At 67.0% G+C, this 24,391-nt stretch carries 23 protein-coding genes; 7 read left to right on the forward strand and 16 right to left on the reverse strand.

Annotated features, from left to right (window positions below; all coding sequences use genetic code 11):
- Positions 1-6: 6 nt before the first annotated feature.
- From ilvD to ACYDAT_RS04555, 7 genes are all read right to left on the reverse strand, one after another.
- Positions 7-1,680, reverse strand: a complete 1,674-nt coding sequence (ilvD, locus tag ACYDAT_RS04525) for a dihydroxy-acid dehydratase (protein WP_461439829.1) — start codon at positions 1,678-1,680, stop codon at positions 7-9.
- Entirely contained in the window at positions 1,677-2,777 is a 1,101-nt protein-coding gene (gene leuB, locus ACYDAT_RS04530) for a 3-isopropylmalate dehydrogenase (protein WP_461448647.1), read from the reverse strand. The genes ilvD and leuB overlap by 4 nt, the downstream gene beginning before the upstream one ends.
- The gene (leuD, locus tag ACYDAT_RS04535) at positions 2,774-3,352 is read right to left on the reverse strand and encodes a 3-isopropylmalate dehydratase small subunit (RefSeq protein ID WP_461439827.1); all 579 of its coding nucleotides are present in this window, start codon (positions 3,350-3,352) and stop codon (positions 2,774-2,776) included. The genes leuB and leuD overlap by 4 nt, the downstream gene beginning before the upstream one ends.
- The gene (gene leuC / locus ACYDAT_RS04540; RefSeq protein ID WP_461439826.1) at positions 3,349-4,764 is read right to left on the reverse strand and encodes a 3-isopropylmalate dehydratase large subunit; all 1,416 of its coding nucleotides are present in this window, start codon (positions 4,762-4,764) and stop codon (positions 3,349-3,351) included. The genes leuD and leuC overlap by 4 nt, the downstream gene beginning before the upstream one ends.
- Positions 4,764-5,741, reverse strand: a complete 978-nt coding sequence (locus ACYDAT_RS04545) for a branched-chain amino acid transaminase (RefSeq protein WP_461439833.1) — start codon at positions 5,739-5,741, stop codon at positions 4,764-4,766. Before ACYDAT_RS04545 ends, leuC begins: the two co-directional genes overlap by 1 nt.
- The gene (locus tag ACYDAT_RS04550) at positions 5,713-7,362 is read right to left on the reverse strand and encodes a 2-isopropylmalate synthase (RefSeq protein ID WP_461448649.1); all 1,650 of its coding nucleotides are present in this window, start codon (positions 7,360-7,362) and stop codon (positions 5,713-5,715) included. Before ACYDAT_RS04550 ends, ACYDAT_RS04545 begins: the two co-directional genes overlap by 29 nt.
- Positions 7,363-7,859: 497 nt before the next feature.
- Positions 7,860-8,606: an FKBP-type peptidyl-prolyl cis-trans isomerase N-terminal domain-containing protein gene (locus ACYDAT_RS04555; RefSeq protein ID WP_461439823.1), complete on the reverse strand. Its 747-nt coding sequence runs from the start codon at positions 8,604-8,606 to the stop codon at positions 7,860-7,862.
- A gap of 633 nt (positions 8,607-9,239) precedes the next feature.
- Here ACYDAT_RS04555 and ACYDAT_RS04560 point away from each other — a divergent pair.
- The 3 genes from ACYDAT_RS04560 (at position 9,240) to ACYDAT_RS04570 (ending at position 11,061) form a co-directional block, all read left to right on the forward strand.
- The gene (locus ACYDAT_RS04560) at positions 9,240-9,419 is read left to right on the forward strand and encodes a carbohydrate porin (RefSeq protein WP_461448651.1); all 180 of its coding nucleotides are present in this window, start codon (positions 9,240-9,242) and stop codon (positions 9,417-9,419) included.
- 64 nt (positions 9,420-9,483) lie between these two features.
- Positions 9,484-10,860 carry an NRAMP family divalent metal transporter gene (locus tag ACYDAT_RS04565; RefSeq protein WP_461439821.1) on the forward strand — a complete coding sequence of 459 codons (1,377 nt, stop codon included), beginning with the start codon at positions 9,484-9,486 and terminating at the stop codon, positions 10,858-10,860.
- Between the two features lie 3 nt (positions 10,861-10,863).
- Positions 10,864-11,061: a hypothetical protein gene (locus ACYDAT_RS04570; protein WP_461448653.1), complete on the forward strand. Its 198-nt coding sequence runs from the start codon at positions 10,864-10,866 to the stop codon at positions 11,059-11,061.
- A 145-nt stretch (positions 11,062-11,206) separates the two neighbouring features.
- Here ACYDAT_RS04570 and ACYDAT_RS04575 read toward each other — a convergent pair whose 3' ends face one another.
- Positions 11,207-11,428, reverse strand: a complete 222-nt coding sequence (locus tag ACYDAT_RS04575; RefSeq protein ID WP_461448655.1) for a DUF433 domain-containing protein — start codon at positions 11,426-11,428, stop codon at positions 11,207-11,209.
- A 197-nt stretch (positions 11,429-11,625) separates the two neighbouring features.
- On the opposite strand from ACYDAT_RS04575, the gene ACYDAT_RS04580 reads away from it, so the two are divergent.
- Together ACYDAT_RS04580 and ACYDAT_RS04585 are read left to right on the forward strand one after the other, a co-directional pair.
- Positions 11,626-14,157 (forward strand): TonB-dependent receptor, encoded by a 2,532-nt coding sequence (locus ACYDAT_RS04580; RefSeq protein WP_461448657.1) that lies wholly within the window; start codon positions 11,626-11,628, stop codon positions 14,155-14,157.
- 3 nt (positions 14,158-14,160) lie between these two features.
- A complete protein-coding gene (locus ACYDAT_RS04585; RefSeq protein WP_461448659.1) occupies positions 14,161-15,096 on the forward strand; it encodes an oxidoreductase in 936 nt (311 codons plus the stop codon).
- A gap of 168 nt (positions 15,097-15,264) precedes the next feature.
- On the opposite strand, the gene ACYDAT_RS04590 is transcribed toward ACYDAT_RS04585, so the two are convergent.
- The 5 genes from ACYDAT_RS04590 to ACYDAT_RS04610 form a co-directional block, all read right to left on the reverse strand.
- A complete protein-coding gene (locus tag ACYDAT_RS04590) occupies positions 15,265-15,687 on the reverse strand; it encodes a type II toxin-antitoxin system VapC family toxin (protein WP_461441989.1) in 423 nt (140 codons plus the stop codon).
- A complete protein-coding gene (locus ACYDAT_RS04595) occupies positions 15,687-15,929 on the reverse strand; it encodes a type II toxin-antitoxin system Phd/YefM family antitoxin (protein ID WP_461441990.1) in 243 nt (80 codons plus the stop codon). Before ACYDAT_RS04595 ends, ACYDAT_RS04590 begins: the two co-directional genes overlap by 1 nt.
- A 126-nt stretch (positions 15,930-16,055) precedes the next feature.
- A complete protein-coding gene (locus ACYDAT_RS04600) occupies positions 16,056-16,358 on the reverse strand; it encodes a HigA family addiction module antitoxin (RefSeq protein ID WP_461448661.1) in 303 nt (100 codons plus the stop codon).
- A 34-nt stretch (positions 16,359-16,392) separates the two neighbouring features.
- Positions 16,393-18,234: a DNA mismatch repair endonuclease MutL gene (gene mutL / locus ACYDAT_RS04605; RefSeq protein WP_461440086.1), complete on the reverse strand. Its 1,842-nt coding sequence runs from the start codon at positions 18,232-18,234 to the stop codon at positions 16,393-16,395.
- Positions 18,235-18,277: 43 nt separating this feature from the next.
- Positions 18,278-19,561, reverse strand: coding sequence for an N-acetylmuramoyl-L-alanine amidase (locus ACYDAT_RS04610; RefSeq protein WP_461440085.1), 1,284 nt, complete (start codon positions 19,559-19,561; stop codon positions 18,278-18,280).
- A gap of 464 nt (positions 19,562-20,025) precedes the next feature.
- On the opposite strand from ACYDAT_RS04610, the gene ACYDAT_RS04615 reads away from it, so the two are divergent.
- Positions 20,026-20,337, forward strand: a complete 312-nt coding sequence (locus tag ACYDAT_RS04615; protein ID WP_461448699.1) for a hypothetical protein — start codon at positions 20,026-20,028, stop codon at positions 20,335-20,337.
- Here the strand turns inward: ACYDAT_RS04615 and tsaE are convergent.
- The gene (gene tsaE / locus ACYDAT_RS04620; RefSeq protein ID WP_461448697.1) at positions 20,318-20,800 is read right to left on the reverse strand and encodes a tRNA (adenosine(37)-N6)-threonylcarbamoyltransferase complex ATPase subunit type 1 TsaE; all 483 of its coding nucleotides are present in this window, start codon (positions 20,798-20,800) and stop codon (positions 20,318-20,320) included. The genes ACYDAT_RS04615 and tsaE overlap by 20 nt on opposite strands.
- A gap of 1 nt (position 20,801) precedes the next feature.
- Positions 20,802-22,265, reverse strand: a complete 1,464-nt coding sequence (locus ACYDAT_RS04625; protein ID WP_461448663.1) for an NAD(P)H-hydrate dehydratase — start codon at positions 22,263-22,265, stop codon at positions 20,802-20,804.
- 9 nt (positions 22,266-22,274) lie between these two features.
- Here ACYDAT_RS04625 and queG point away from each other — a divergent pair, with 9 nt between their 5' ends.
- On the forward strand, positions 22,275-23,429 hold the full coding sequence (gene queG, locus ACYDAT_RS04630; protein ID WP_461448665.1) for a tRNA epoxyqueuosine(34) reductase QueG: 1,155 nt from the start codon (positions 22,275-22,277) through the stop codon (positions 23,427-23,429).
- On the opposite strand, the gene ACYDAT_RS04635 is transcribed toward queG, so the two are convergent.
- A complete protein-coding gene (locus tag ACYDAT_RS04635; protein WP_461448667.1) occupies positions 23,396-24,373 on the reverse strand; it encodes a quinone oxidoreductase family protein in 978 nt (325 codons plus the stop codon). The genes queG and ACYDAT_RS04635 overlap by 34 nt on opposite strands.
- Positions 24,374-24,391 lie beyond the last annotated feature (18 nt).

A 24,391-nucleotide genomic window follows, 5' to 3' on the forward strand; every position in this document is an offset into this window, starting at 1 on the left:
ATGGGCTCAAAACGATTCGGTGATGGCGCCACGCGCGGCCGAGCCGACCATGTGCGCGTACTTGGCCAGCGCGCCGCGCTTGACTGGTGGATCGCGCGGCACCCACGCGACGCGGCGTGATTCCAGATCCTCGGGGCCGTCGATGCGCCGCGCGTCGCCGTCGATCAGCACCGCGTCGCCTTCGCGCAGCAAGGCAATGGGTCCGCCGCGCGCGGCTTCCGGGGCGATGTGGCCGACCATGACGCCGTGCGTGGCGCCGCTGAAACGGCCATCGGTGATCAGCGCCACCGCGCCGCCCAGACCACGCCCGACCAGGGCCGCGGTCACCGCCAGCATCTCGCGCATGCCGGGGCCACCGGCCGGCCCTTCGTTGCGGATCACCACCACGTCGCCGGCGTGGATGGCGCCGGCCTGCACCGCGGCGAAGGCTTCGATTTCGTTCTCGAACACGCGCGCCGGTCCGCTGAAATGCGTGCGCCCTTCGCCGGCCAGCTTGAGGATGCAGCCCTCGGGGGCGAGGTTGCCGTAGAGGATGGTGAAACCGCCGCGTGCTTTCAGCGGCGCGCCGACCGGGTGCACCACGTTCTGCCCGGCCGGCGCCGCGGGCGCGGCGGCGAGTTCGGCGAACAGGTGGCGGCCGCTGACCGTGGGCGCGTCCTCCAGCATGCCAGCCACGTGCAGCGCCTGCGCCACCGTGGTGGTGCCGCCCGCCGCCGCCAGTTCGACCGCGGTGTAACGGCCGGCGGGCTTGAGATCGGCGATCACCGGCGTGCTGCGCGAGGCCTCCTCGAAGTCCTCCAGCGTGAACGGCACCTCGGCCTCGTGCGCGATCGCCAGCATGTGCAGCACGGCGTTGGTCGATCCGGCGGTGGCCGCGACCATGCGCGCGGCGTTGCGGAACGCGGCCGCGGTCAGCACCTCACGCGGCAGCGGCCCGTGCGCCAGCAGTTGCATCAACTGCGCGCCGCAGCGACGCGCGGCGTCGAGTTTGGCCGGATCGGTGGCCGGCACGTCGTTCGTCCCCAACAGCGACAGACCCAGCGCGGTCAGCACCATGGCCATGGTGTTGGCGGTGAACTGACCGCCGCAGGCACCGGCACCGGGACAGGCGTGGGTTTCGACCGCGCGCAAGCCGGCATCGTCCAGCTTGCCGGCACCGTGCGCGCCGACCGCCTCGAACACGTCCTGCACGGTGAGGTGGCGCCCGCCGAGCACGCCATGCGCGATGCTGCCGCCGTACAACACCAGACCGGGAAGATTCATGCGCGCCAGCGCCATGGCCGCGGCCGGGATGGTCTTGTCGCAGCCGCACAGGATCAGCGCCGCGTCCAGGCAATGGCCCTCGACCACCAACTCGATGGAATCGGTGATCACCTCGCGCGACACCAGCGAGGCGCGCATGCCGCTGCTGCCCATGGCGATGCCGTCGGTCACGGCGATGGTGTTGAACTCGACCGGCGTGCCGCCCGCGGCGCGGATGCCCTCGGCGGCGGCGGTGGCCAGATCGCGCAGATTGAGGTTGCACGGCGACACGTTCGACCAGGTGTGCACCACCGCCACCAGCGGCCGCGCCAGCGCCGCGTCGTCGAGCCCGGTGGCGCGCAGCATGGCGCGCGCCGGGGCACGATCGGGGCCGGTCTTGATCGCGTCGCTGCGCAGGGGTTTGCATGCGCCGCTCATGCGCGCGCCACCACGGCGGCATCCACCGCCGATTGCGACCACAGGTGGCCGATCACCGCATCGGTGCGCGCGGCGGTGCCGTGATGACCGCCCAGATCGGGGGTCAGCACGCCTTCGTCCAGGGCCAGCCACAGCGCGCTTTCCAGCGCGCCGGCCGCGGCCTCGAAACCGAGCGAATGACGCAGCAGCAGCGCGGCGCTGGCGATGGCGCCAGCCGGGTTGGCGATGCCGCGCCCGGCGATGTCCGGCGCCGAACCGTGGATCGGTTCGTACAGCCCGCGCGGGCCGTCGCCCAGCGACGCCGAGGGCAGCAGACCCAAGGATCCGGCCAGCGCCGCGGCCTCGTCGGTAAGGATGTCGCCGAACAGGTTCTCGCTGACGATCACGTCGAAATCGGCCGGGCGCGTCAGCAGCAGCATGGCCATGGAATCGACCAGTTGGTGTTCGAGCTGCACGTCGGGATATTCGGCGGCGAGGCGCTGCGCGGTCTCGCGCCACAACCGCGAGGTTTCCATGACGTTGGCCTTGTCCACCGAGGTCAGCTTGCGCCGGCGCGCGCGCGCCAGCACGAAGCCGCGACGCAGCACGCGTTCGATCTCGACCACGCTGTAGCTGCACAGGTCCGATGCGCCGGCGGCGTCACGTGTCTTGGTGCCGAAGTAAATGCCGCCGGTCAGCTCGCGCACGAACAGCAGATCGACGTTGCGCAGTTTTTCCGTGCGTAGCGGCGAGAGCTGCGCCGCGCGCGGATGCACTTGCACCGGGCGCAGGTTGGCGTACACGCCCAACGCCGCGCGCAGCGCCAGCAGGCCCTGCTCGGGGCGCACCGGCATGCGCGGATCGGACCACTTCGGCCCGCCGACCGCGCCCAGCAGCACCGCATCGCTAGCCAGGCAGGCCGCGCGCGTGGTCTCCGGCAGTGCCGTGCCGCAGGCGTCGATGGCACCGCCGCCAATGGCGTGCTCACTGAAGTGGAACTGGTAGCCGTGGATTTCGGCCACGGCTTCGAGGCAGCTCACCGCCGCGGCGGTGACCTCGGGGCCGATGCCGTCGCCGGGTAGCAGCGCGATATGCGTGGATGCGTGATGAGTATTCATGCGGCGTGCTGCTCCTCGTAGTGACGGATGGCGGCGTCCTCGCGCAGCAGGAAGCCGAGTTGGTCGATGCCCTCGATCAGGCAATGACGCGCGAAGGCGTCCAGCGCGAAATCGAAGCGCCCGCCATCGGGCAGGGTGATGTGTCCGGCGACCACATCGATGTGCAGTTCGATGCCGGGATGGCGCAGCAGATAGCGGTGCGCGGCGGCGTCGACGGTGATCGCCAGCAGGCCGTTCTTGAGCGCGTTGCTGCGGAAGATGTCCGCGATCTCGCTGCTGATCACCGCGCGCAGGCCGGCATCGAGCAACGCCCACGGCGCGTGCTCGCGCGAGGAGCCGCAGCCGAAGTTGCGCCCCGCGACCAGGATTTCGCAGCCCTGCGCCTCGGGCTGGTTGAGCACGAACGCCGGATCGGGCGTGCCGTCGCTGCGATAGCGCCAGTCCTGAAACGCGTGGCGCCCGAGACCGCTGCGCGCGGTGGTGGTAAGAAAGCGCGCCGGAATGATGCGGTCGGTATCGATGTTCTCGTGCGCCAGCACCACGGTGCGCGCATGCAATTGCCGGATCGGATTCATGCCACGGCCTCCTCGACCCGATACGCGCGCGGGTCGGCGATGCACCCGGCCACCGCGGCCGCGGCGGCGCTGGCCGGGCTGGCCAGCACGGTGCGCGCGCCCGGCCCCTGACGGCCCTCGAAGTTGCGATTGCTGGTACTCACCGCGAGCTGCCCCGGCGCCACCACGTCGCCATTCATGGCGATGCACATCGAGCAGCCCGGCTCGCGCCACTCGGCGCCAGCGGCGCGGAATACCGCGTCCAGACCTTCCTGCTCGGCGGCGCGCTTGACCGCCGCCGAGCCCGGCACCACCAGCATGCGCACGCTGCTGGCGACGCGGCGCCCGCGCAGCACCGTGGCCGCGGCGCGCAGATCCGACAGGCGTCCGTTGGTGCAACTGCCGACGAACACCACGTCCACCGGCGTGCCGGCCAAGCGCGCGCCGGTGCGCAAGCCCATGTAGTCCAGCGCGCGCTGCGTTTGCGCATCGGTTGGTGTCGGCACCACGGCATCGATGTCCAGCACCATGCCCGGATGCGTGCCGTAACTCAGCGTCGGACGGATCGCGCTGGCGTCGATGCTGACGCTGCGCTCGAACCGCGCATCGGGATCGCTGCGCAGCGTTTTCCAGTGCGCCACGGCGCGCTCCCAGGCGGCGCCCTGCGGCGCGCGCGGGCGTCCGTGCAGCCAGGCGAAAGTGACCTCATCCGGCGCGATCATGCCGGCGCGCGCGCCGGCCTCGATCGACATGTTGCACACGGTCATGCGCTCGTCCATGGACAGCGCGCGGATGGCCTCGCCACGGTACTCGATGACGCAGCCGGTACCGCCGTCGACGCCGATGTGGCCGATGATGTGCAACACCAGATCCTTGGCCGTGACGCCGGGCTGCAAATGCCCGCGCACCTCGATGGCCATGGCGCGCGGCTTGCGCTGCAGCAGGCACTGGCTGGCCAGCACATGACCGACCTCGCTGGTGCCGATGCCGAAGGCCAGCGCGCCGAACGCGCCGTGCGTGCTGGTGTGGCTGTCGCCGCAGACGATGGTCATGCCCGGCTGGGTGGCGCCCAGCTCGGGGCCGATCACATGCACGATGCCGCGCTGCGCATGCGCCAGATCCAGCAGTTCGATGCCGAACTCGCGGCAGTTGCCGCGCAGCATGTCCACCTGCGCCGCCGCCGCCGGCGTCACGAACGGCAGACTACCGGCGGCGTCGGCCGGCAGCGTCGGCGTGGAGTGATCCAGCGTGGCCAGGGTGCGCGCGGGGCGGCGTACGCGCAATCCGCGCGCGCGCAACTCGCTGAAGGCCTGCGGCGAGGTCACCTCGTGCAGCAGATGCAGGTCGACATACAGAATCGCCGGTGTGTCCGGCGTTTCCGCGGTGACCTGATGCGCGTCCCAGAGTTTGTCGAGCAGCGTGCGCGGCGCCATCACGCCACCTCGCGCGCGCTGCGCTGCGCCGCGGGCGCGGGTGCCGCTGCGGTGCTGGCGCGCAGCGGCGTCAGCCAACCGTGGCGGTCGGCGTGGCGTCCGTCGAACAGACCGAAGAACGCATCCTGCAGCGCGCGCGTGATCGGCCCGGGGCGACCGGTGCCGACCTGCTTGCGATCGACCGAGCGCACCGGCGTGATCTCGGCCGCGGTGCCGGTGAGAAATACCTCGTCGGCGACATACAGCAGCTCGCGCGGCAGATCGCATTCGACCACTTCGATGCCGAGCTCGGCGGCTAGGGTCAGCACGCTGTCGCGGGTGATGCCGGCCAGAATGCCGGCGGCGACTGGCGGCGTGTACAGGCGTCCGCGTTGCAGCAGAAACAGATTCTCGCCGGCGCCTTCGCTGAGCAGACCATTGGGCGCCAACGCGATGCCCTCGGCATAACCGCCGCGCTTGGCTTCCTGCGCGATCAACTGGCTGGACAGATAATTACCACCGGCCTTGGCGCCACTGGGCAGGGTGTTGGGCGCGGGCCGGTGCCACGAGGACACGCACACATCGATGCCCTCGCGCACGCCGTCGGCGCCGTGCAGATTGCCCCACGGCAGCGCCATGATCGCCACTTCCACCGGCACCTCGGGATCGGGCGCGAGGCTGAAGGTGAAGCCGGCGCGGTACGCCAGCGGGCGCACGTAGGCGCTGTCCAGACCGTTGGCCAGCACCACATCGGCGCAGGCCTGATCGATCTCGGCCGGGGTATGGCGGATGTGCAGATCGTGGATGCGCGCCGAGCGGAACAGGCGCGCGGTGTGCTCGGCCAGACGGAAATAACGCGGACCATCCGGCGTGGCGTACACGCGCTCGCCCTCGAACACCGAGGAGCCGTAATGCAGCACGTGCGCGCCGACGTGAACGGTGGCCTCGTGCCAGGGTTTGATGCGGCCGTCATGCCACAGATACGTGCCGGGCTTCATCGTCATGGTGTGAATTTCCGTCGTGGGGATGGGTGGGATTGGCGCGCGCGCGCGACTGCGTGCGCTCGATGCGATTGACGACTTCCAGCATGGCCAGCGCGGCGGCCTCGACGATATCGGTGCTGGTGCCGCGGCCACGCAGTTCCTGCGCGTCGTGCTGCACACGCAGCACCGCCTCGCCCTGCGCGCCGGCACCGAGGCCGATGCTGCGCACGCGCAGCTCGATGATCTCCAGCGCCAACCCGGAGGCGCGCACCAGCGCCGCGGTGACGGCGTGCACCGGGCCGCTGCCGGTGGCGGTTTCACGCGCCTCGCGGCCATCAACGTGGCGCAGGTGCAGGGATGCGATCGAGGCGCCGCCGACGTAGGTGCCGACGTGCAGCGCGGCCAGCATCCACGGCCCGCGCGCGTGCACGGCGGCGCCCAGCACCAGTGCCTCGACGTCGGCATCGAGCACTTCACGCTTGCTCTCGGCCAGCGTCTTGAACTCGCTGAACACGGTCTCGAAACGCGCGTCATCGATGCCCAGGCCCAGCGTGCTGATGCGCTCGCGCAGCGCGTGACGGCCGCTGTGGCGGCCCAGCACCAGACGCGTGTGCGGGAAACCCACGTCCTCGGGGCGCATGATTTCGTAGGTGGCGCGGTTGGCCAGCATGCCGTGCTGGTGGATGCCGGCCTCGTGCGCGAAAGCGTTGTCGCCGACGATGGCCTTGTTGCGCGCCACCTCCAGACCGATGGTGCCGCTCAGCGCGCGCGAGGCCGCGTACAGGCGCGTGCTGTCGATGCCGGTGTCCAGCGCGTAACGATCGGCGCGCGTGCGCAGCGCCATCACCACTTCCTCCAGCGCGGCGTTGCCGGCGCGCTCGCCGATGCCGTTGACGGTGCATTCGACCTGACGCGCGCCGGCCTCGATCGCGGCCAGACTGTTGGCCACGCCCATGCCCAGATCATCGTGGCAGTGCGTGCTCAGCACCGCGCGCTCGATGCCCACCACCTCGCGGCGCAGACGCGCGAACAGCGCCGCGATCTCGGCCGGCGTGGTGTAGCCCACGGTGTCAGGCACGTTGATGGTGCGCGCGCCGGCGGCGATGACCGCGTTGAACACCTCGATCAGAAACTCGGGCTCGGTGCGCAGCGCGTCCTCGGCCGAGAATTCAACGTCGCCGCACAGCGCGCAGGCGCGGCGCACGGCGGCCACGGCGGTATCCAGCACCTGCGCCTTGCTCATGTGCAGCTTGTGCTCGCGATGGATGGGACTGGTGGCCAGGAACAAATGGATGCGCGCCTGCGTAGCAGATTCCAGCGCGCGCGCGGCCGTCACGATGTCGCCCACCTGGCAGCGCGCCAGCGCGCCGATACGCGCGCGGCGCATGGTGGCGGCGACCGCGGCCACCGCCGCGGCATCCACCTCGGAGGCGGCGGGGAAGCCGGCCTCGATGATGTCCACGCCGAGTTCCTCGAGCACGCGCGCCATGCGCAGCTTTTGCACGCGCGTCATGCTGCAGCCCGGTGCCTGCTCGCCATCGCGCAGGGTGGTGTCGAAGATCAGCACGCGCTCGCGCGCGGGCGGCGCGGCGTGCGCGGGATCGTTGCATGCTGGTGTGTGGAGGCTGGTGCTCATGTCTGCTCCGCTGGATTGCAAGTGCTGGTGCTGCGGCGGCAGGCGAACCGGGGGCGAAAAAAAACCCCGCTCTGGTCAGGGAGCGGGGTTCTGGTGGTTCGTCTGCTTGTTATGCGACGCGCGACCTATCCCGCTGCTCCGTGGCTAATGAGAAGAATCGCGAGAAGGTAAAGCGCCGGCGCGAGCAGGCTCGCGGCGCGGGCAAAATCAGCGGACGTGATGCGCGGCGCGGACAGCACGCGCACGGCAGCGGCTTGAGCGCTGCGGACGTGGGCATGGGAGGCGGTGCGCGTGAACATGGGCCGAAACTAAAACGCGGCGTGCACGCTTGTCAACACTTTATTTTGCAGGGCAGCATCGCGGGTGCCCGGGCGACCAAAGCGGAAACATCACGAATCGGCTACTTCCGCGCGTGGCATCGTTGCAGCGAAACTTCGCGCCGCAATGCAGCGCAGCAAGGGCGCGGCCAGGCCACACCCTTGCATTTGCAGCCGCGCCTACTTGCCGCTGTTGTCGATCTTCAGCAGCTTCAGCTCGAACACCACGGCCATGTTGGGGCCGACGCGCGGCGGCTGGCCGACCGGGCCAAAGGCCAGTTGCGGCGGCACGAACACCTGCCAGCGATCACCCACCACCATCCTCGGCAGGATCGCCTGCCAGCCGCGGATCATCTTGTCCACCTGGAAGGTGATCGGCTTGCCGGTGGCATACGAGCTGGCGAACTCGCTGCCGTTGGGCAGCGAGGCCCGGTAATGCAGGGTGACCTTCGAGGTACCGATGGGATGCTGCGTGCCGGTACCCGACTCCAGCACGCGGTACTCGATGCCGTCCGGCAGCGTGATCACGCCCGGCTTGGCCTTGTTGGCGGCCATGAAGGCTTCGCTTTGCTGCAAATTGTTGGCGGCCACCTTCTTGTAGTTGGCCAGCGCCTGCGCGCGCAGGCGCTGTTGCAGACCGGCCAACTGCGCACGCATGTCGGCCACCGGCACCGCGGGCGTCTCCTTGGCGTAAGCATCCTGCAGGCCCTGCATCACGCGCTTGATGTCGACATCGACCTTGTTGCCGGCGAGGTTGCTGCCGACCTCGAAGCCGATCGCGTAGGACAGTTGATCGCGATTGATCGGAACCGGCGCCGCCGCGGGCACGGACGCGCCATTGGCCGGGGCCGGCGTTTGCTGCGCCGCCACGACCAGCGGCAGGAAGGAAATCAGGGCCAGCACGGCCATCGGGGCAAGCTTGCGCATGCGTATCTCTCGGCTGAAGGTGAATACGAGACCGGCGGGGCCGGTCGGAGCGTAGAGTCGCGCGCGGCGCAAAGGTTCCCCGCCGTTTAACATTCGCGCCGCGGGCGTACAGCGTGGCGTGTTGTTCGGGCCAATGGCCGGCACCGACTGTTGCGGCATCAATACAAGCCAGCGTCCACGCTTGACGCAGAGCACCTCCCCTACTCCAACAAGGCATCCGTCTCGCCAGCGTGATCGAGGGCAGCGAGTGCGCGAGGGCACGCGCGCGTTCTCGTGCGGCGCCAGGCGCACTTCGCCGGGTGCTGAGCGCGCGCTGCGCAACGCGGCAAATTCGTGTTGACGCGGTCTTTCGCCGCGCCTACAGTGCGCGCGCCTCGCGGGTCGCCCCGAGGCGCTTCCCTGTTTTCGCAAGAAGACCATGGACAGTTATCCGAGTACCCCCGCAGCGAGCGTGCTCCACGCGTGTCTCGCTGCCCTGAAGACAGACCGCGCCGCGAGCGCGGGCGGGCACTCGTAACGTCCCGCTCGCCTCCGGTCTGTGGACTGGAGGTGAGCCATGCTGTTGTTCGATCTTTCCGTGTTGGCTGGCGGTGCCGTGCGCGCGCCGCGGCGGCGGCCGGCGGCTGCGGCTTCATGCTCTGCGATGGCGCGCTGGACGATGGCCACGAGCGCGTCATCGAGGCTTATTACCGCGCGCAATTGGCGCGGTACCTGCGAGTGAGTCCCGACCTGCAATGGATCGCCAACCCCGGCTACAACCGCACGCGCGGCCCGGCGCGCGTGATCGGCGTGCGCGTGCACGTCGCGATCTGATGCGCCATTCACCCCGACCCACGACGTTCTACTTCCACCCGCAACCCAGCCACGAGCCACGATCATGAGCGCCCATCCGCACGCAGCGCACGACCCGAATCTCGATCAAGGCACGCGCGCCGGCTTCAACCAGCGCCTGCGCGATCGCCTGTACATCGCCGATCTGCGCGCGCGACCACGCACGCCGAGCAATCGCCTGCTGCTGGTGCTGGCCCTGGTCGGCCCCGGCCTGTTGGTGATGCTGGGCGACAACGATGCCGGCGGCGTGCTCACCTACGCGCAGACCGGCGCCGCCTACGGCCTCGGCATTTTTCTGCCGATGATGCTGGTGCTGGGTTTCGTCGCCTACATCGTGCAGGAGATGACTATCCGCCTGGGCGCGGTGACGCGCCGCGGCCACGCCGAGTTGATCTGGAAACGCTACGGGCCGTTCTGGGGCCTGTTCTCGCTGGTCGACCTGGTGCTGGCCAACATCCTGACGCTGGTGACCGAGTTCATCGGCATTCGCGTCGGTGGGCTGGCGTTCGGCATTTCCTATGTGGTGACGGTGCCGCTGACCCTGGCCTTCGTGGTGGCGACGCTGGTGTTCCTGCGCTACTGGGCGTGGGAGCGCGTGGCGCTGGTGATCGCCGCGTTCAATCTGGTGTTCGTGCCGCTGGTGCTGATGGCCAAGCCCGACTGGAGCGAGGTGGCGCAGGCCTTTTCCGGCGGTGGTTGGGTGCTGCCGGGTGGCCTGCTCTCGGCCACGTTCCTGATCCTGCTGTCGGCCAACATCGGCACCAGCATCGCGCCGTGGCAGTTGTTTTTCCAGCAGTCCTGCGTGGTCGACAAGGGTCTGCTGCCCAAGGACATCCCGGCCAGCCGCCGCGACCTGATGCTGGGTGTGCTGGGCATGGTGGTGGTGGCGATGGCGGTGATCATCATCGGCGCGGTGGTGCTGTCCGGCTTGCCCGATGCCCGCGACATGACCGCCGGCGCGGTGCTGCATGCGTTGCGCCTGCACCTGGGCGACACGGCGATGAAGCTGTTCGCGCTGGGGCTGATCGAGGCCGGGCTGATCGCCGCCGTGGTGATCACCGCCAGCACCGCCTGGGCCATCGGCGAAGCACTCGATTTGCCGCGCTCGCTCAACGCCAAGCCGGCGCAGGCCTGGCGCTTTTACGCGCCCGCGGTGATGGGCACGGTGCTGGCCGCCGGCGTGGTGTTGTTTCCCAACCTGCCGCTGGGCTTTCTCAACCTCAGCGTGCAGGTGATCGCCACCGTGTTCATGCCGGCGGCGATGCTGTTCCTGCTGATGCTGCTCAACGACAAGGAACTGATGGGCGATTACGTCAACGGCCCGCTGCGCAACGGCGTGTCGATCGCCATCATGCTGGCGCTGATCCTGTGCAATGTCCTGTACGGCCTGGTCACCGTGTTTCCCGCCCTGTTTGGAGCCTGAGCCATGAAAGATCTCGATCAATACAGCCCCGATGAACTCAAGGCCCTGCTCGCCGACGAGGGCTGGGATATACCGCTGGCGCCGGTGCACCGGCAGCAGCTCAAGCCCTGGCAACAGGGTGTGTTCTGGGTGCTGCGCATCTACGTGGTGATCATGTGCATCATCGTGCTGTGGGCGTTTACTTCGGGGGTGCATGCGTGATGACGCCAACCTCCCACTGCACCTTGCCAGCAGCGATATGCGCGAGGGCGTGCGTGACAGTGTCCAGTGGGGAGTGAGTGCGGGCAGAGCGAGGCGTTGCGCGTGACAAGGATGCGGCGCGGGGCGTCAATAATCGTTCGCAAATTCAACAAGCAATGCGAGCGCTGCCGTGTTCGCGCTTGGCCGCGAACGCAAAGCACGCCAGGACGTCCGCGTGCCGCAACCCGGGGAAGTCGTCGAGCACATCCCGCTCCATCGCGCCGCTGGCGAATTGCGACAGGACGTCGTACACGCTGATGCGCAGCCCGCGGATGCAAGGCCGGCCACCCCGCTTGCCGGGTTCAATCGTGATGCGCTCGGTGGTCATGCTACGTATCCTCTTGCACGTAGGCATTATGCCGCGCCTTGGCGACGGCAACATGGATAATCGCGCCGCAGGATCTCTCTCACATTTTAGCCTTACCGAAAAGTAAGGGCAGAGATATGTAACTGCTTGGAGAGCGCAACAATTCGTAAACATGTCGGGCGCACCGTAGCCAAGCACTCCACTTCTGTGAGAAGGCTATGTCTCGACAGTTCAGCATTCAACAAAGAGGAAAAATCCCGCGCAACCTGTATTCAAATATGAATCAGCATCGAGGTTCCGTTGCCAACAGGCGCCATGAGTATGCGCTGGGTTCCCCGAGGCGCATCACCATCGCGGTATTGCTGGTGCTGACTTGTGTCCCTATTGTGGTTTTGGCGCAGGGCGCGCCACCGTCCAGCGGGCTCGCGTCTGCTAGTTCCGTCGTCACTCTTGGCGTAGTTTCTGTGACGGCGAAGCCGCTCAACACTCTAACCGAACTGCCCTCCAAGAAACATGTCTTTGAATCGACCCAATCTGTGAAGGTCATCGGTAAAAAGCAGATGGCGGTTGCTGGCCCTGCGGGCGGTGCAGCCCAGGCCTTGGCGGTCGCTCCCGGCGTCAATATCATGACCGAAGGCCAGACTGGTGCTCCGAGAGCGTCTATCAGTATTAATGGTATGAAGACCGGCTGGGGAAACATTGCTGGCAACGCCAACGATGGAACTGTGATGGTAACTTTTGACGGAGTTCCGATGGCAGATCCTGCCTATGGAGTATGGCACGGGTCCGAAGTTCCCCAATTATCCATGATTAAAGGAATATCCGTAACGTACGGACCAGGCTATGCCATCAACCGTTGGTACAATAACATTGGTGGCGCCATCAACTTCATACCTTTGCAGCCGACTGCAAAGGCGGGCGGGAGTATTGGCACGTTTATCGGTAGCTTCGGCACCCATGGTGAAAATTTTAATGTGCGCACCGGCGACATAGGTGATGGATGGTCCGGCATCTTGGCGGGTGGCGTTACCCAAAGCAGCAGCAATTACTTGCATGGTTACGGCGCCAATAATCCATCAAAAGATTACGCATACTATGGCAAGTTAATAAAACTATTCAATGGTGGTCACGTAAGTTTCGGGGCGTACAGTGAGAGTGCATATGCGTATAGACCGGTGCCGATCCCTGTCACACCGAATGCCAACGTCACAGTTAATGGGACGAATCCCAATACCTTAACTCCCAACCCGGGCCCTTTGTATAGCCAGCAGACGACTGGATTTTATACTACACTGCCCTACTCGCTATATTCGAAACAATCTGTTGTTGATACTAATCTTCTGTATTCAAACTTTGTCAACCAAATTTCTCGAAACGTGACGTTGCATAATTTGGTCTGGTATCGCTACGGGCATCGTCAGCACCTGCATTATGACAACATTGGCTACGAAGCCAATGTCTTAAACCAGTACTACTACACCACAAGTTCAACCTACGGCGACAAGATGTACTTTGGCATTCGTCTGCCATTCAACGATGTGTCTGTCGGCGCATATTATCTCAATAGCAAGTACGCCAGTTTATTGGAATTTTATAATCTTGGGTTACCTGCGCAATATGCGTACGGCCCGAACGCGGGCAACAATGCGACCATCAACGGGCAGCCAGTCAATTATAGCTTGGCATTGCCCAGTCACTACCATGATTCCTATCTTTACATGACCAATCTGGCGGCTTTCATTCAAGATAATATTCAGCCTATCCGGTCGATACGGGTCACCCCAGGCATCAGGTTCGTGAGTTTCCAAACTAACTTCGTCAATAACGCCTCGACACTGTTCCCGATTAACGTGGCCGACCAAATTGGCACGAATGGTGACGGAAAAGGGGGCAATAATCAGCCAAATTCCTCAACAACGTTTAGAGAAGTAGAGCCGTCCATAGGGATAAATTGGAGGGTGGCTAAAGGCATCGCTTTGTACGCCAATTACTCGACAGCTTACAAGGCGCCGGCCGGGGCCACGGGAACGTATGCACATCTGCTTGCCTCGTCACTTCAGCCGCAAAAGTCTGTGCAGTACCAGGTGGGCATGAAGGCGTTTGTCCCCCATGACGGGTTTCTGAATGACGCAGCTTTTGGAGTCAATTACTACAAGCTGAGTGACACGAATGAGATTATTCCCATTCCGGTGGTAAGCCACCTGTACAGCCTTTTTGCTTCGGGATCTTCGACATTCAGTGGCGTAAACATGTATTTCGAAGACGATCCGATCTCTACCCTCCATGTCTTTTCTAATATCAGCTTTGAGAGGGCCACGTATAGCAACTATACGACTCCAAGCGGAGGTTCATATGCAGGCTTGCCGGTTTCCAATGTGCCGGCGCAAATTGCGAATCTGGGAGCGTACTATCGTATAACACGCGGCGGTATCGATTATTCACCGCGTGTGTGGTGGCAGTACACGGGTGCTCAGAATATCTATAACAACAATACGAACGCCCCGACCACCCAGAAATTGCCAGCATTTAGTATTTTGAATACTTCATTGAAGATTAGTATAAACCACCAAAATATAGTCCCGGGCTTTCATAGAATATCCGTTAGCGTTGGCGTCTCCAACGTGCTCAACAAACAGTACAACGCCTATGAATATATCAGTAGCGGCGGATATTATGGCGTCGCCGGGGAATTACTGGGAGAACCCGGAGCTCCGCGCTCGGAGTACGTTGCGTTGAATGCGGAGTTCTAAAGTATGAGCCATTGGACAACGGCCGACATGGCGGATCTGAAGAACAAGCTGGCGGTCGTCACCGGCGCCAACAGCGGCTTGGGGTTTCACACGGCGCTCGAACTGGCGCGCAACGGAGCGCAGGTGGTGCTGGCTTGCCGGGGACGCGAGAAAGCCGAGTCTGCAATGCACGCGATCGAGGCCGCAGTACCCGGTGCGCAGCTCGAGTTCATGGCGCTCGACCTCGCCGATCTCGATTCCATCGCTGCATTTGCAAAGGCTTTCAAAGCCAGGCATCAGAAGCTGGATATCCTGCACAACAATGCCGGCGTGATGGCGCTGCCGCTGGTGCGGACCAAGCAAGGCTTCGAGATGCAGATCGGCACCAATCATCTTGGCCATTTCGCCCTTACCGGCCTGCTGCTGGATGTACTGCTGGCGGCATCCGCCGCCCGCGTGGTCAGCACAGCGAGCCTTGCGCACAACTGGACGCGCAACATGGACTTCGGTGACCTGAACTGGGAGCGCGAGCGCTACAAGAAGTGGGACGCCTATGCCAAGAGCAAGCTGGCGAACCTGCTGTTTGCCTACGAGCTGCAGCGGCGCCTGAGCAAGGCAGGAGCCCGGGCGATCAGCGTTGCCGCGCATCCGGGTTACGCCGCCACCAATCTGCAAACCGCCGGACCCACGATGGAGAAGTCCGCCTTGGGCCAGATGTTCATGCGGATTGGCAACGCGCTGCTGGCGCAATCCGCCGAAATGGGTGCGTTGCCCCAGCTCTACGCAGCTAGCATGCCGGATGTGCGCGGCGGCGATTACTACGGTCCGGACCGCATGGGCGGGAATCGCGGCTACCCCAAGAAAGTGGGCTCCAACCAAGCCTCGCGCGATGAAGACTCCGCGCGCCGCCTATGGGCACTGTCCGAAAAGCTGACCGACGTGCACTATCTGAGCGAGTGATCTCAAAACCTCAGGGTCAGGTTCACTTTCGGTAACGGGTGGAACGGGTAACGGGGTTCACTTTCAGCCTTCGTTAGGACCATGCATTGTCTGCCCCGCAGGAAATGCAGCCGCAGTAAGTGAACCTGAAAAACTCATTTCGAAAACATGCTCCGCATGACGCTGCCGTCAAAGCAATGCCGCGTTCACGCCCAAAGCCGCCGTCGCTTTGCCGAGCTTGCGGTCAAGCGTGCACAAGGTGGCGCCATGATCAAGGCACACGGCCAGATGCAGCGCGTCTCCGGCGCGCAGGCCGAGCGCATCCTGATCCGCGAAGCGCGCGGCCGTGCGGAAATGAGCACCAGACACAGGCAGAAGACCAAAGCTTTCGTTCAGCAGGCGCGCGAACATGGCCAGAGCCTCGGCGCGATGTGTCGGCTGTATCTGTCGCGTGCGCAGCTTGATCGCCAGCGCCGAGGAGAATTCGGTCACTACCCATTCGCTGATCACCAACTCCGCCGCGTCCTGCCGCCCCAGCCAGTTTTGCACGCGCGTGCTGCGTGCTTCGCGCGTGAGCGCGGCCACGATCAGCGACGTGTCGAGATAAAGCATCAGTAGCGGTCGCTGTCGCGCATCGAGCGCACCACGTCACGCGCCGGCTTCCGCGTGGGTGGCATGCTGGCGACCAGGGCGCGCAAGGCCACGGCATCGATGCGCTTGCGTGGCGCCGTGAGCGGCGTGATCTGCGCCACGGGCTTGCCGCGCCGTGTGATGCCCACACTGGCGCCATCCGCCACTTGCTCGACCAAGGCACTGAGTTGCGTCTTGGCTTCAGCCACGCTCACGTTTTTCATGTTACCGCTCAGGTGACCAAGTAGATGGTCATTTATAGCATGGGTGCAGGCATGGGCTCAGCGCCTGCGCAGGAACAACCGATCCAGTTCCGCCAGTGACACTTGCACCCAAGTGGGGCGCCGTGATTACGCCGCGCGCCGCGCGTTCCATGGCGTGATCCGGCGCAGCGTTTCGGCGATTGCGTCCTTGGTCATGGCACGGTCGTGGTCGTCCTGCAAGCCGGTCCAGAAACCTTCGGAGGTGCCGAAGAACTGCGCCAAGCGCAGGCCGGTGCCGGCGGTGATGCCGCGCTTGCCGGCGACGATTTCGCCGATGCGGCGCTGCGGCACGCCGATTTCCTTGGCCAGCCGGCACTGGGTGATGTGCATGGGCTTGAGGAACTCGTGCAGCAGGATTTCTCCGGGAGTCGGATACGGGATGCGGCGCATGGGGCTCTCCATCAGTGACTAACGCAGCGCCTGCTCAGCGCCCGCGCAGGAACAACCGGTCCAGTTCGGCCAGCGACACTTGCACCCAGGTGGGGCGGCCGTGGTTGCACTGGCCGCTGCGTTCGGTGGCTTCCATCTCGCGCAGCAGGGCGTCCATTTCGGCCAGGTTGAGGCGGCGGCCGGCGCGCACCGAGCCGTGGCAGGCCAGGGTGGAGAGCAGTTCGTTCTCGATTTCCTCGAGGCGGCGCGAGCTGCCGTGTTCGGCCAGCTCGGCTAGCACGTCGCGCGCGAGTTGCGCGGCGTCGGCGTCGGCCAGCAGCGCGGGCACGCTGGTCAGGCGCACGCTGTCGGGGCCGGCGCGCAGCAGTTCCAGACCGAAGCCGGCCAGCGCGGCGCCGTGTTCCTCGGCGGCGGCGGCTTCGCGCGCGCTCACCGGCAGCGTCAGCGGCACCAGCAGGCGCTGCGCGCGCAGGCTGCTGGCGGCGCGCCCGGCCTTGAGGTGTTCGTAGGTGATGCGCTCGTGCGCGGCGTGCATGTCCACCAGTACCAGACCGTGCGCGTTTTCGGCCAGCACGTAGACACCCTTGAGCTGCGCCAGCGCGTGACCCAGCGGCGGGATGGCGGCGGCATCGGCGGATGCCGCGGGCAGTGGCGCGGCCGGTGCGCCAGCCAGCAATTGCGCGTAGGGATCAGCGCCGAAGGCCACGCGCGCGTCATCGCGCACGCCATGGCGCAGGCCCAGCGCGGCTTGATGCGCGGGCGGCGCGGGGCGCGCGCTGGATGCCGCGGCGCCGGGCCACGTAGCGGATGAATCCAGCGCCGGCAAGTCGGCGCGCAGTGGCTGCGCGTCGACGCGCGCGTGGCCGGCGCCCTGCCCGGCGCGCGTGTCGGCCAGCGCCTCGTGCAGCGCTCGGAACAGGAAGTCGTGCACCAGGCGCTGCTCGCGAAAACGCACTTCGCTCTTGGCCGGATGCACGTTGACGTCGACGCTGGCGGGATCGAGTTGCAGAAACAGCACGTAGGCCGGATGGCGGCCGTGAAACAGCACGTCGCTGTAGGCCTGACGCAGCGCATGGGTGACCACGCGATCGCGCACCAGACGCCCGTTGACGTAGAAATACTGGCGGTCGGCCTGCGCGCGCGCGGCGGCGGGCAGGCCCACCCAGCCGTGCAGACTCAGGCCCGCGGCGGCGTGCTGCACGGCCAGGCACTGCGCGGCGAATTCGTCGCCCAGCAACGCGGCGACGCGCGCCAGCCGCGCGGTTTCATCGCTGGCGGCACGCAGCACGCGCTGGCTGCGCGCGTCGTGGGTGAGGGTGAACGCAACCTCGGGATGCGCCAGCGCCAGCGCCTTGATCAATTCATCGATGTGCGCAAATTCGGTGCGCTCGGCGCGCAGGAACTTGCGCCGCGCCGGCACGTTGCAGAACAACTCGCGCACCTCGACGCTGCTGCCTTCGGGATGCTGCGCCGGGTGCGGTTCGGCGATGCGGCCATCGGCGACCTCGATGCGCAACGCATGCGCGCTGCCGCGCTGCCGCGAGGTGAGCGCGAAGCGCGACACCGAGGCGATCGAGGCCAGCGCCTCGCCGCGAAACCCCAGCGTGTCCACATGCAGCAAATCATCGAAGCTGGTGATCTTGCTGGTGGCATGCGCGGCCACGGCCAGTGGCAGTTCGTCGGCGGCGATGCCGGCGCCGTCGTCGCGCACGCGGATCAGGCGCATGCCGCCGGCTTCGAGTTCGATCTCGATGCGCCGCGCGCCGGCGTCGAGGCTGTTCTCCACCAGTTCCTTGACCACCGAGGCCGGGCGCTCGATCACCTCGCCGGCGGCGATCTGGTTGATCAGGCTGCTGGAGAGTTGACGAATCGGCATGCTGGGCTCGCGCGGCGAGCGCCAAGCATAACGGCTGCGCCGCTCAGTTCTTCGCGGTGCCGTCGAGGATGTCCAGCGCGCGCGCGCCGGGGCCATGCCAGGGTGCCTGCTGCCGCGCGGCGTCGGCGGTGCGCATGCGCTTGGCGGCCTGGTAGGCGAACCAGGTTCCGGGCGGCGGCGTGTTCATGAAATAGCTCTTGACGCCGCTGAGAATCGAGTGCGCCAGCTTTTCCTGGAACCGCGGGTTGATCAGGCGCAGCGCGTCCTGCCTGTCGGTGACGAAGGCGGTCTCGATCAGCATCGAGGGCACATCGGGCGCGCGCAGCACCACGAAGTTGGCGTGCTCGACGCGATCCTTGTACAGCGGCTCGATGCGCCCGATCGATTGCAAGACATCGCTGGCGGCGCGGCGACTAGCGTCCATGGTCACGCCCTGCGACAGGCTGAGCAGCACCGAGGCCAGCGAGGACTGCTGGTCGTGCAGATTGACGCCGCCGACCAGTTTGAACGAGTCGTTCTCGCTCTGCGCCAGCAACTTGGCGGCGGTGCTGCTGGCGCCCTTGGTCGAGAGAATCCACACCGAGCCGCCGCGGGTGTCGCAATCGTCCGGGCAGGCATTGGCGTGGATCGAGATGAACATGTCGGCGTTGGCGTTGCGCGCGATCTCGCGGCGCTGGTCGAGGGTGACGTAGTAATCGCCGGTGCGCGTGAGCACGGCCTTCATGCCGCGCTGCGCGTTGATCAGCCGGGCCAGATCCTTGCCCACGGCGAGGGTGATGTTTTTCTCCTCGATGCCGTCGTAGCCGATGGCGCCGGTATCCTTGCCGCCGTGACCGGGATCGATCACCACCACGACCTTGCGCCCGCCATTCGGCAGGCTGGCCAGCTCCGGCGCCTGCACCGCGCGCACCGCGCTGTCGGGGGTCATTTCCAGTACCAACCGGTAGCCGGGGGAATCGGGCGTGGGCGGCAGCAGGAAACTTTTCGGACGCACCCCGGTATCCATGTCGAACACCACGCGCACGCCATCGTCCGGGCGCGCGCCGGTGCGCACGTCCTTGACCAGCCCCACGCCCGCGGGTGCCGCGAAATTGCCGGCGAGGCGGCTGTCGTGCACATCCAGCACCACGCGGTCGGGGTTGCCGAGCTGGAACAGCTTGTAGTCGGCGCTGTGATCGAGCAACAACACCGCGCGCGCGCGTCCGGCGGGCGCGGAAAGCCGCAAGGCGCGGATTTCGGTCTGTGGCGACGCGGGCGCGGCATGGGCCGGCGCCGCGACCAGCGCCGCCAGCAGGATTCCCGTGATCAGTGCGCATTTGCCGAGCATGCGCCAGATTCAACTGCAAGCCGCAGGGCTTTGCAAGCAATTTCCCTTTTTAATCCGATACCTGTACGAAAGTCGTCAGAATTCGCATGAAATGATGTAGGCGGGGCCTTGGCGTGCTGCGCAATCCAGCCCGGATCGGCCTGCCGCGACCGTGGCGACGGGTCAGGTCCGCAGGGTGTCGCTATCTCACTTCGCGCATGGCTCCCGCTGCACCGGGCGCGGCCATGTTCGCGGCCGGGCTGTCCACGTTTGGATTGCTGTACTGCGTGCAGCCGCTGATGCCCGCGTTCAGTGCGCACTACGGCATCAGCGCGGCCACTCGATCGTCAGCAATTGGATGGGGCGACGCGCCGGCGCGGCCAAGGCGCGGGCCGCGGCGCTGGATCTGTTCGCGTATTACCTCGGCTCCAGCGTGGCCGGCGCCAGTGGCGGGCTGCAAGGGAATGCGGATTGGGGAAGACAGGATGTCGACGCACACACCGCCGCTCGAATCCGCGCTGTTGTTGTACGTACCCGATGTGGCGATCAGCACCGTGTCGATGTGGCTGGCGGCCGAGGTGACAGCGCTGCACGCCATGTTTTTCCAGATCGGCATGGCCATGCCGGGCGCGGCGCTGGTGGGGCTGCTGCCGGGCCTCCGGGGCTGGCTGCTGTCGATCGCGGCACGGTTCTGGCTGCTGCGTCATTTCACCGAGGCGTCGATGTATCCCGATATTCTGTTGATGGTGGTGGTGTCGCGCATGATCTGGGCGCTGATCATCTTCGGGTTTTTGTGATGCGCGCCAGCGCCTGCAACCAGGCATGCGCGCGTGCGCTGCGCGCCGACAGCAGCGCCGCGCGCGCTTCGCCAACGTGGCTCAAATGCAGATGCAGATCGGCCGGCGGCAACGCGCGCGCGCCATGCTCGGACCATTCCACCAGTACCAGCGCGCCTGGTTCGCGCAGCGCTTCGAGCCCGAGGTAATCCAGCTCCTCGGCCGCGGCGATGCGGTACAAATCCAGATGCCAGGCGCTGTTGCCGGCACGCAGCGCATAGTTTTCAATCAGGCTGTACGTGGGGCTTTTGATGCGCTCGCCTACGCCCAAGGCTTGCAGCAGCGCGCGCGCGAAGGTGCTTTTGCCGGCGCCCAGCTCGCCCTGCAGCCAGATCACCGCGCCACCGACCAGCAGCGGCGCCATGCGCTGCGCCAGGGCCTGCGTGGCCTCGGCATCGGGCAGGGAAATCTGCAGTGACTCCATCTCAGGCGGTGCCATTGAGCAGCGCGCGCAGCGGCACGAACAGGTCGCTGGCCAGCAGACCGCGCTCACCCGCGCGCGCGGCCAGATCGCCGGCGCGCGCATGCAGCGCGACGCCGAGTCGCGCGGCCTCCCACGCCGGCAAGCCTTGCGCCATCAGCGCGGCGATCACGCCGCTGAGCACATCGCCCATGCCGCCGCTGGCCATGCCGGGATTGCCTTCCGTGCACACCTCGACGCGTGCATCGGGCGCGGCCAGCAGCGTGCCGGCGCCCTTGAGCACGGCGACCGCGCCGTAGCGCGCCGCCAGCGCGCGCGCAGCGGCGAAACGATCACGCTCGATGGCTTCCACGCTGCACGCCAGCAAACGCGCGGCCTCGCCTGGGTGCGGGGTGACCACGGCGCCAGCCGGCAACATGCGCGGCCGCGCCGCCAGCCAATTGAGCGCATCGGCATCCCACAGCGCGGGCTTGCCCAGTTCCAGCGCACGCGCCAGCAACGCGCGCGCCCAGTCGCCCTGTCCCAGCCCAGGACCGACGGCCAGCACGCTGGCGCGCGCGGCCAGCGCATCGAGTTCGGCGACGGTCTCGACAGCGTGCACCATCAGCTCCGGTCGCTGTGCGGCGAGCACGCCCGCGTGCGCGGCGCGCGTGGCCACGCTCACCAGCCCGGCGCCGCAGCGCAGCGCGGCCTCGCCGGCCAAGCGCGCGGCGCCGGCGAAACCCTGCTCGCCGCCGATCACCAGCACGTGGCCGCAGCGACCCTTGTGCGCATCGCGCGCGCGCGGCGGCAATGGCGCCGGCGCCAGCCAGCGCGCATCGGGCGCGGGCGCGGCGGACACATCGATGCCCAGCGTATCCAGCGCCAGTTCGCCGCACAGCGCGCGTGCATGGCCGGTAAACAGACCGCGCTTCCATGCCACGAAGCTCAGCGTGGCGCTGGCGCGCACGGCGACGCCAGGCGCGGCGCCGGTGTCGGCCAGCAGACCCGAGGGCAAGTCCAATGCCAGCACCGGCGTCGTGCGCCGATTCAATGCTTCGATCCACTGCGCGGCGCGGCCCTCCGGCGCGCGATTGAGACCGATGCCGAACAGCGCATCGACGTAAACATCAGCCGGCGGCAAAGCGCGCGCCGCGGCCTGCAACTGCGCACCCGCATCCAGCGCCAATTGCCGTGCATGGGCGGCCGCCACGCCGCGCTTCGCCGGCAGTTCGCACACGTTGACGGCCCTGCCCGCCTGCCGCGCCAACGCCGCCAGCCACAGGCCGTCGCCGCCGTTGTTGCCCTGCCCGGCCAGCACGCACACGCGCTGCGCTTCGGGCCAGCGCCGCTGCAGCAAGGCCCACGCCGCCGCGGCCGCGCGCTGCATCAGTTGCGTTTCGCCGATGCCGGCGGCGATGGCCGCGCGCTCGATCTCGCGCACCTGATCGGCGCGGTACAGTGCGTGCTCGTACTCGGTCTGTTGCATCGTTGGATTATGAGCCCCGCACCGGCCGCGCCCCAAACCCTCGCCGCCTCCACCGCAGCCGCCGTGCCGGACTACGTCGCGCTGCGCGCCGAAATCGTCGGCTGGGCGCGGGAATTCGGCTTCGCCGCGCTGGGCGTGGCCGGTATCGACTTGCCCGAGGACGCCGCGCATCTGGCCGACTGGCTGGCGCAGGGTCAGCACGGCGGCATGGATTACATGCCGCGCCATGCCGCGCTGCGCGGCAATCCCGCCGCGCTGCAGCCGGGCACGCTGCGGGTGATCTCGGTGCGCATGGATTACTGGCCGGCGCAGGCCGCCGACGCCTGGCAGGTACTGGGCGACGGTGAGCGCGCGTACATCGCGCGTTACGCGCTGGGCCGCGACTATCACGGCCTGATGCGCAAGCGCCTGCAAAAACTGGCCGAACGCATCGCCGCGCGCATCGGCCCGTTTGGCTATCGCGCCTTCGCCGATTCGGCGCCGGTGCTGGAGAAAGCGCTGGCGCGCAACGCCGGTCTCGGCTGGATCGGCAAGCACACGCTGCTGCTGTCGCGCGACGTCGGCTCGTATTTTTTTCTCGGCGAGCTGTTCACCGATCTGCCGCTGCCGCTGGATGCCGAGCCCGCCGCGCACTGCGGCAGTTGCACGCGCTGCATCGATATCTGCCCGACGCGCGCGATCGTGGCGCCGCGGCGTCTGGATGCGCGGCGCTGCATCGCCTACCTCACCATCGAGCACAAGGGCGCGATCCCGGAAGAACTGCGCCCGCTGCTGGGCAACCGCGTGTTCGGTTGCGACGACTGCCAACTGGTGTGCCCATGGAATCGTTACGCGCGCGTCAGCACGCTGCCCGATTTCGCCCCGCGCCACGGACTCGATGCCGCGCTGCTGTGCGCGCTCTTCGCGTGGGACGAAACCACCTGGAGCGCGCGCACCGAAGGCATGGCGCTGCGCCGCGCCGGTTACACGGGCTGGCTGCGCAACCTCGCCGTGGCGCTGGGCAGCGCGCCGGCTTCAGCCGAGGCGCGCGCTGCGCTGGACACGCGCGCGCAGCACGAGAACGCCCTGGTGCGCGAGCATGTGGCCTGGGCGCTGGCCGCGCAGCAGCGCAAAGCCGCGCGCGCCACCGATCAGGGCAGCAGCAAGGATGCACCGGTGGTCTGACGTGCTTCCAGCGCGCGATGCGCCGCGGCGGCTTCGGCCAAGGGCCAGCGTTGACCGATATGCACGCGCAGCGCGCCGCTGGCGATCTGCGCGAACAGTGCCGCGGCGCCCTGCTCCAGACCCGCGCGCGTGGCCACGTGCGTGTGCAGCGTGGGCCGCGTCACATACAACGATCCTTTGCGCGCGAGGATGCCCAGATCAACCCCGGTGACCGGCCCCGAGGCATTGCCGAAACTCACCAGCAGCCCGAACGGCGCGAGGCAATCGAGCGAGGTCTCGAAGCTGTCGCGCCCGACCGAGTCGTACACGACCTTGACCATGGCGCCTTGGCTCAACTCGCGCACGCGCGCCGGAAGATTCTCGCGTGGCCACACCACGGTGGCCCATGCGCCCGCGGCGCGCGCCTGCGCGGCCTTGGCGTCGCTGCCGACCACGCCGATCAGACGCACGCCCAGCACTTGCGCCCACTGGCAGGCGAGCAGACCGACGCCACCCGCCGCCGCGTACCAGAGAACGATTTCATCGCGCTGTGGCCGATAGGTCCGCTGCAGCAGATATTGCACGGTGAGGCCTTTCAGCAGCAGCGCGGCGGCGGTTTCGAAGTCGATGGCATCCGGCAACCGCAACGCATGGCGCGCGGGCAGCGTGCGCAGTTCGGCGTAGGCGCCCGGCGGCCCATCGGCATAGGCCACGCGATCGCCCACGGCGAACCCCTCCACGCCCGCGCCGAGCGCCTGCACGGTACCGGCGGCTTCGCTGCCCAGGCACGCGGGCAGCGCGGCGACCGGGTACAGGCCGCTGCGCACATAGGTATCGACGAAATTCAGGCCAATGGCGCGCTGGCGAATCAGCAGCTCGCCCGGGCCGGGCGCGGGCGCGGGGCACTCGACCCAGCGCAGAACGTCCGCGCCGCCGTTGTGGCTGAACTCGATGCGATGATTCATGGCTGACTCCAGGTGCTG

It is taken from the genome of Metallibacterium sp., assembly GCF_054637675.1.

Coding starts and splice junctions, on each gene's coding strand:
- ilvD (WP_461439829.1), bottom strand. CDS start 1,680: ATGAGCGGCGCATGCAAACCCCTGCGCAGCGACGCGATCAAGACCGGC.
- leuB (WP_461448647.1), bottom strand. CDS start 2,777: ATGAATACTCATCACGCATCCACGCATATCGCGCTGCTACCCGGCGAC.
- leuD (WP_461439827.1), bottom strand. CDS start 3,352: ATGAATCCGATCCGGCAATTGCATGCGCGCACCGTGGTGCTGGCGCAC.
- leuC (WP_461439826.1), bottom strand. CDS start 4,764: ATGGCGCCGCGCACGCTGCTCGACAAACTCTGGGACGCGCATCAGGTC.
- ACYDAT_RS04545 (WP_461439833.1), bottom strand. CDS start 5,741: ATGAAGCCCGGCACGTATCTGTGGCATGACGGCCGCATCAAACCCTGG.
- ACYDAT_RS04550 (WP_461448649.1), bottom strand. CDS start 7,362: ATGAGCACCAGCCTCCACACACCAGCATGCAACGATCCCGCGCACGCC.
- ACYDAT_RS04555 (WP_461439823.1), bottom strand. CDS start 8,606: ATGCGCAAGCTTGCCCCGATGGCCGTGCTGGCCCTGATTTCCTTCCTG.
- ACYDAT_RS04560 (WP_461448651.1), top strand. CDS start 9,240: ATGCTCTGCGATGGCGCGCTGGACGATGGCCACGAGCGCGTCATCGAG.
- ACYDAT_RS04565 (WP_461439821.1), top strand. CDS start 9,484: ATGAGCGCCCATCCGCACGCAGCGCACGACCCGAATCTCGATCAAGGC.
- ACYDAT_RS04570 (WP_461448653.1), top strand. CDS start 10,864: ATGAAAGATCTCGATCAATACAGCCCCGATGAACTCAAGGCCCTGCTC.
- ACYDAT_RS04575 (WP_461448655.1), bottom strand. CDS start 11,428: ATGACCACCGAGCGCATCACGATTGAACCCGGCAAGCGGGGTGGCCGG.
- ACYDAT_RS04580 (WP_461448657.1), top strand. CDS start 11,626: ATGTCTCGACAGTTCAGCATTCAACAAAGAGGAAAAATCCCGCGCAAC.
- ACYDAT_RS04585 (WP_461448659.1), top strand. CDS start 14,161: ATGAGCCATTGGACAACGGCCGACATGGCGGATCTGAAGAACAAGCTG.
- ACYDAT_RS04590 (WP_461441989.1), bottom strand. CDS start 15,687: ATGCTTTATCTCGACACGTCGCTGATCGTGGCCGCGCTCACGCGCGAA.
- ACYDAT_RS04595 (WP_461441990.1), bottom strand. CDS start 15,929: ATGAAAAACGTGAGCGTGGCTGAAGCCAAGACGCAACTCAGTGCCTTG.
- ACYDAT_RS04600 (WP_461448661.1), bottom strand. CDS start 16,358: ATGCGCCGCATCCCGTATCCGACTCCCGGAGAAATCCTGCTGCACGAG.
- mutL (WP_461440086.1), bottom strand. CDS start 18,234: ATGCCGATTCGTCAACTCTCCAGCAGCCTGATCAACCAGATCGCCGCC.
- ACYDAT_RS04610 (WP_461440085.1), bottom strand. CDS start 19,561: ATGCTCGGCAAATGCGCACTGATCACGGGAATCCTGCTGGCGGCGCTG.
- ACYDAT_RS04615 (WP_461448699.1), top strand. CDS start 20,026: ATGTCGACGCACACACCGCCGCTCGAATCCGCGCTGTTGTTGTACGTA.
- tsaE (WP_461448697.1), bottom strand. CDS start 20,800: ATGGAGTCACTGCAGATTTCCCTGCCCGATGCCGAGGCCACGCAGGCC.
- ACYDAT_RS04625 (WP_461448663.1), bottom strand. CDS start 22,265: ATGCAACAGACCGAGTACGAGCACGCACTGTACCGCGCCGATCAGGTG.
- queG (WP_461448665.1), top strand. CDS start 22,275: ATGAGCCCCGCACCGGCCGCGCCCCAAACCCTCGCCGCCTCCACCGCA.
- ACYDAT_RS04635 (WP_461448667.1), bottom strand. CDS start 24,373: ATGAATCATCGCATCGAGTTCAGCCACAACGGCGGCGCGGACGTTCTG.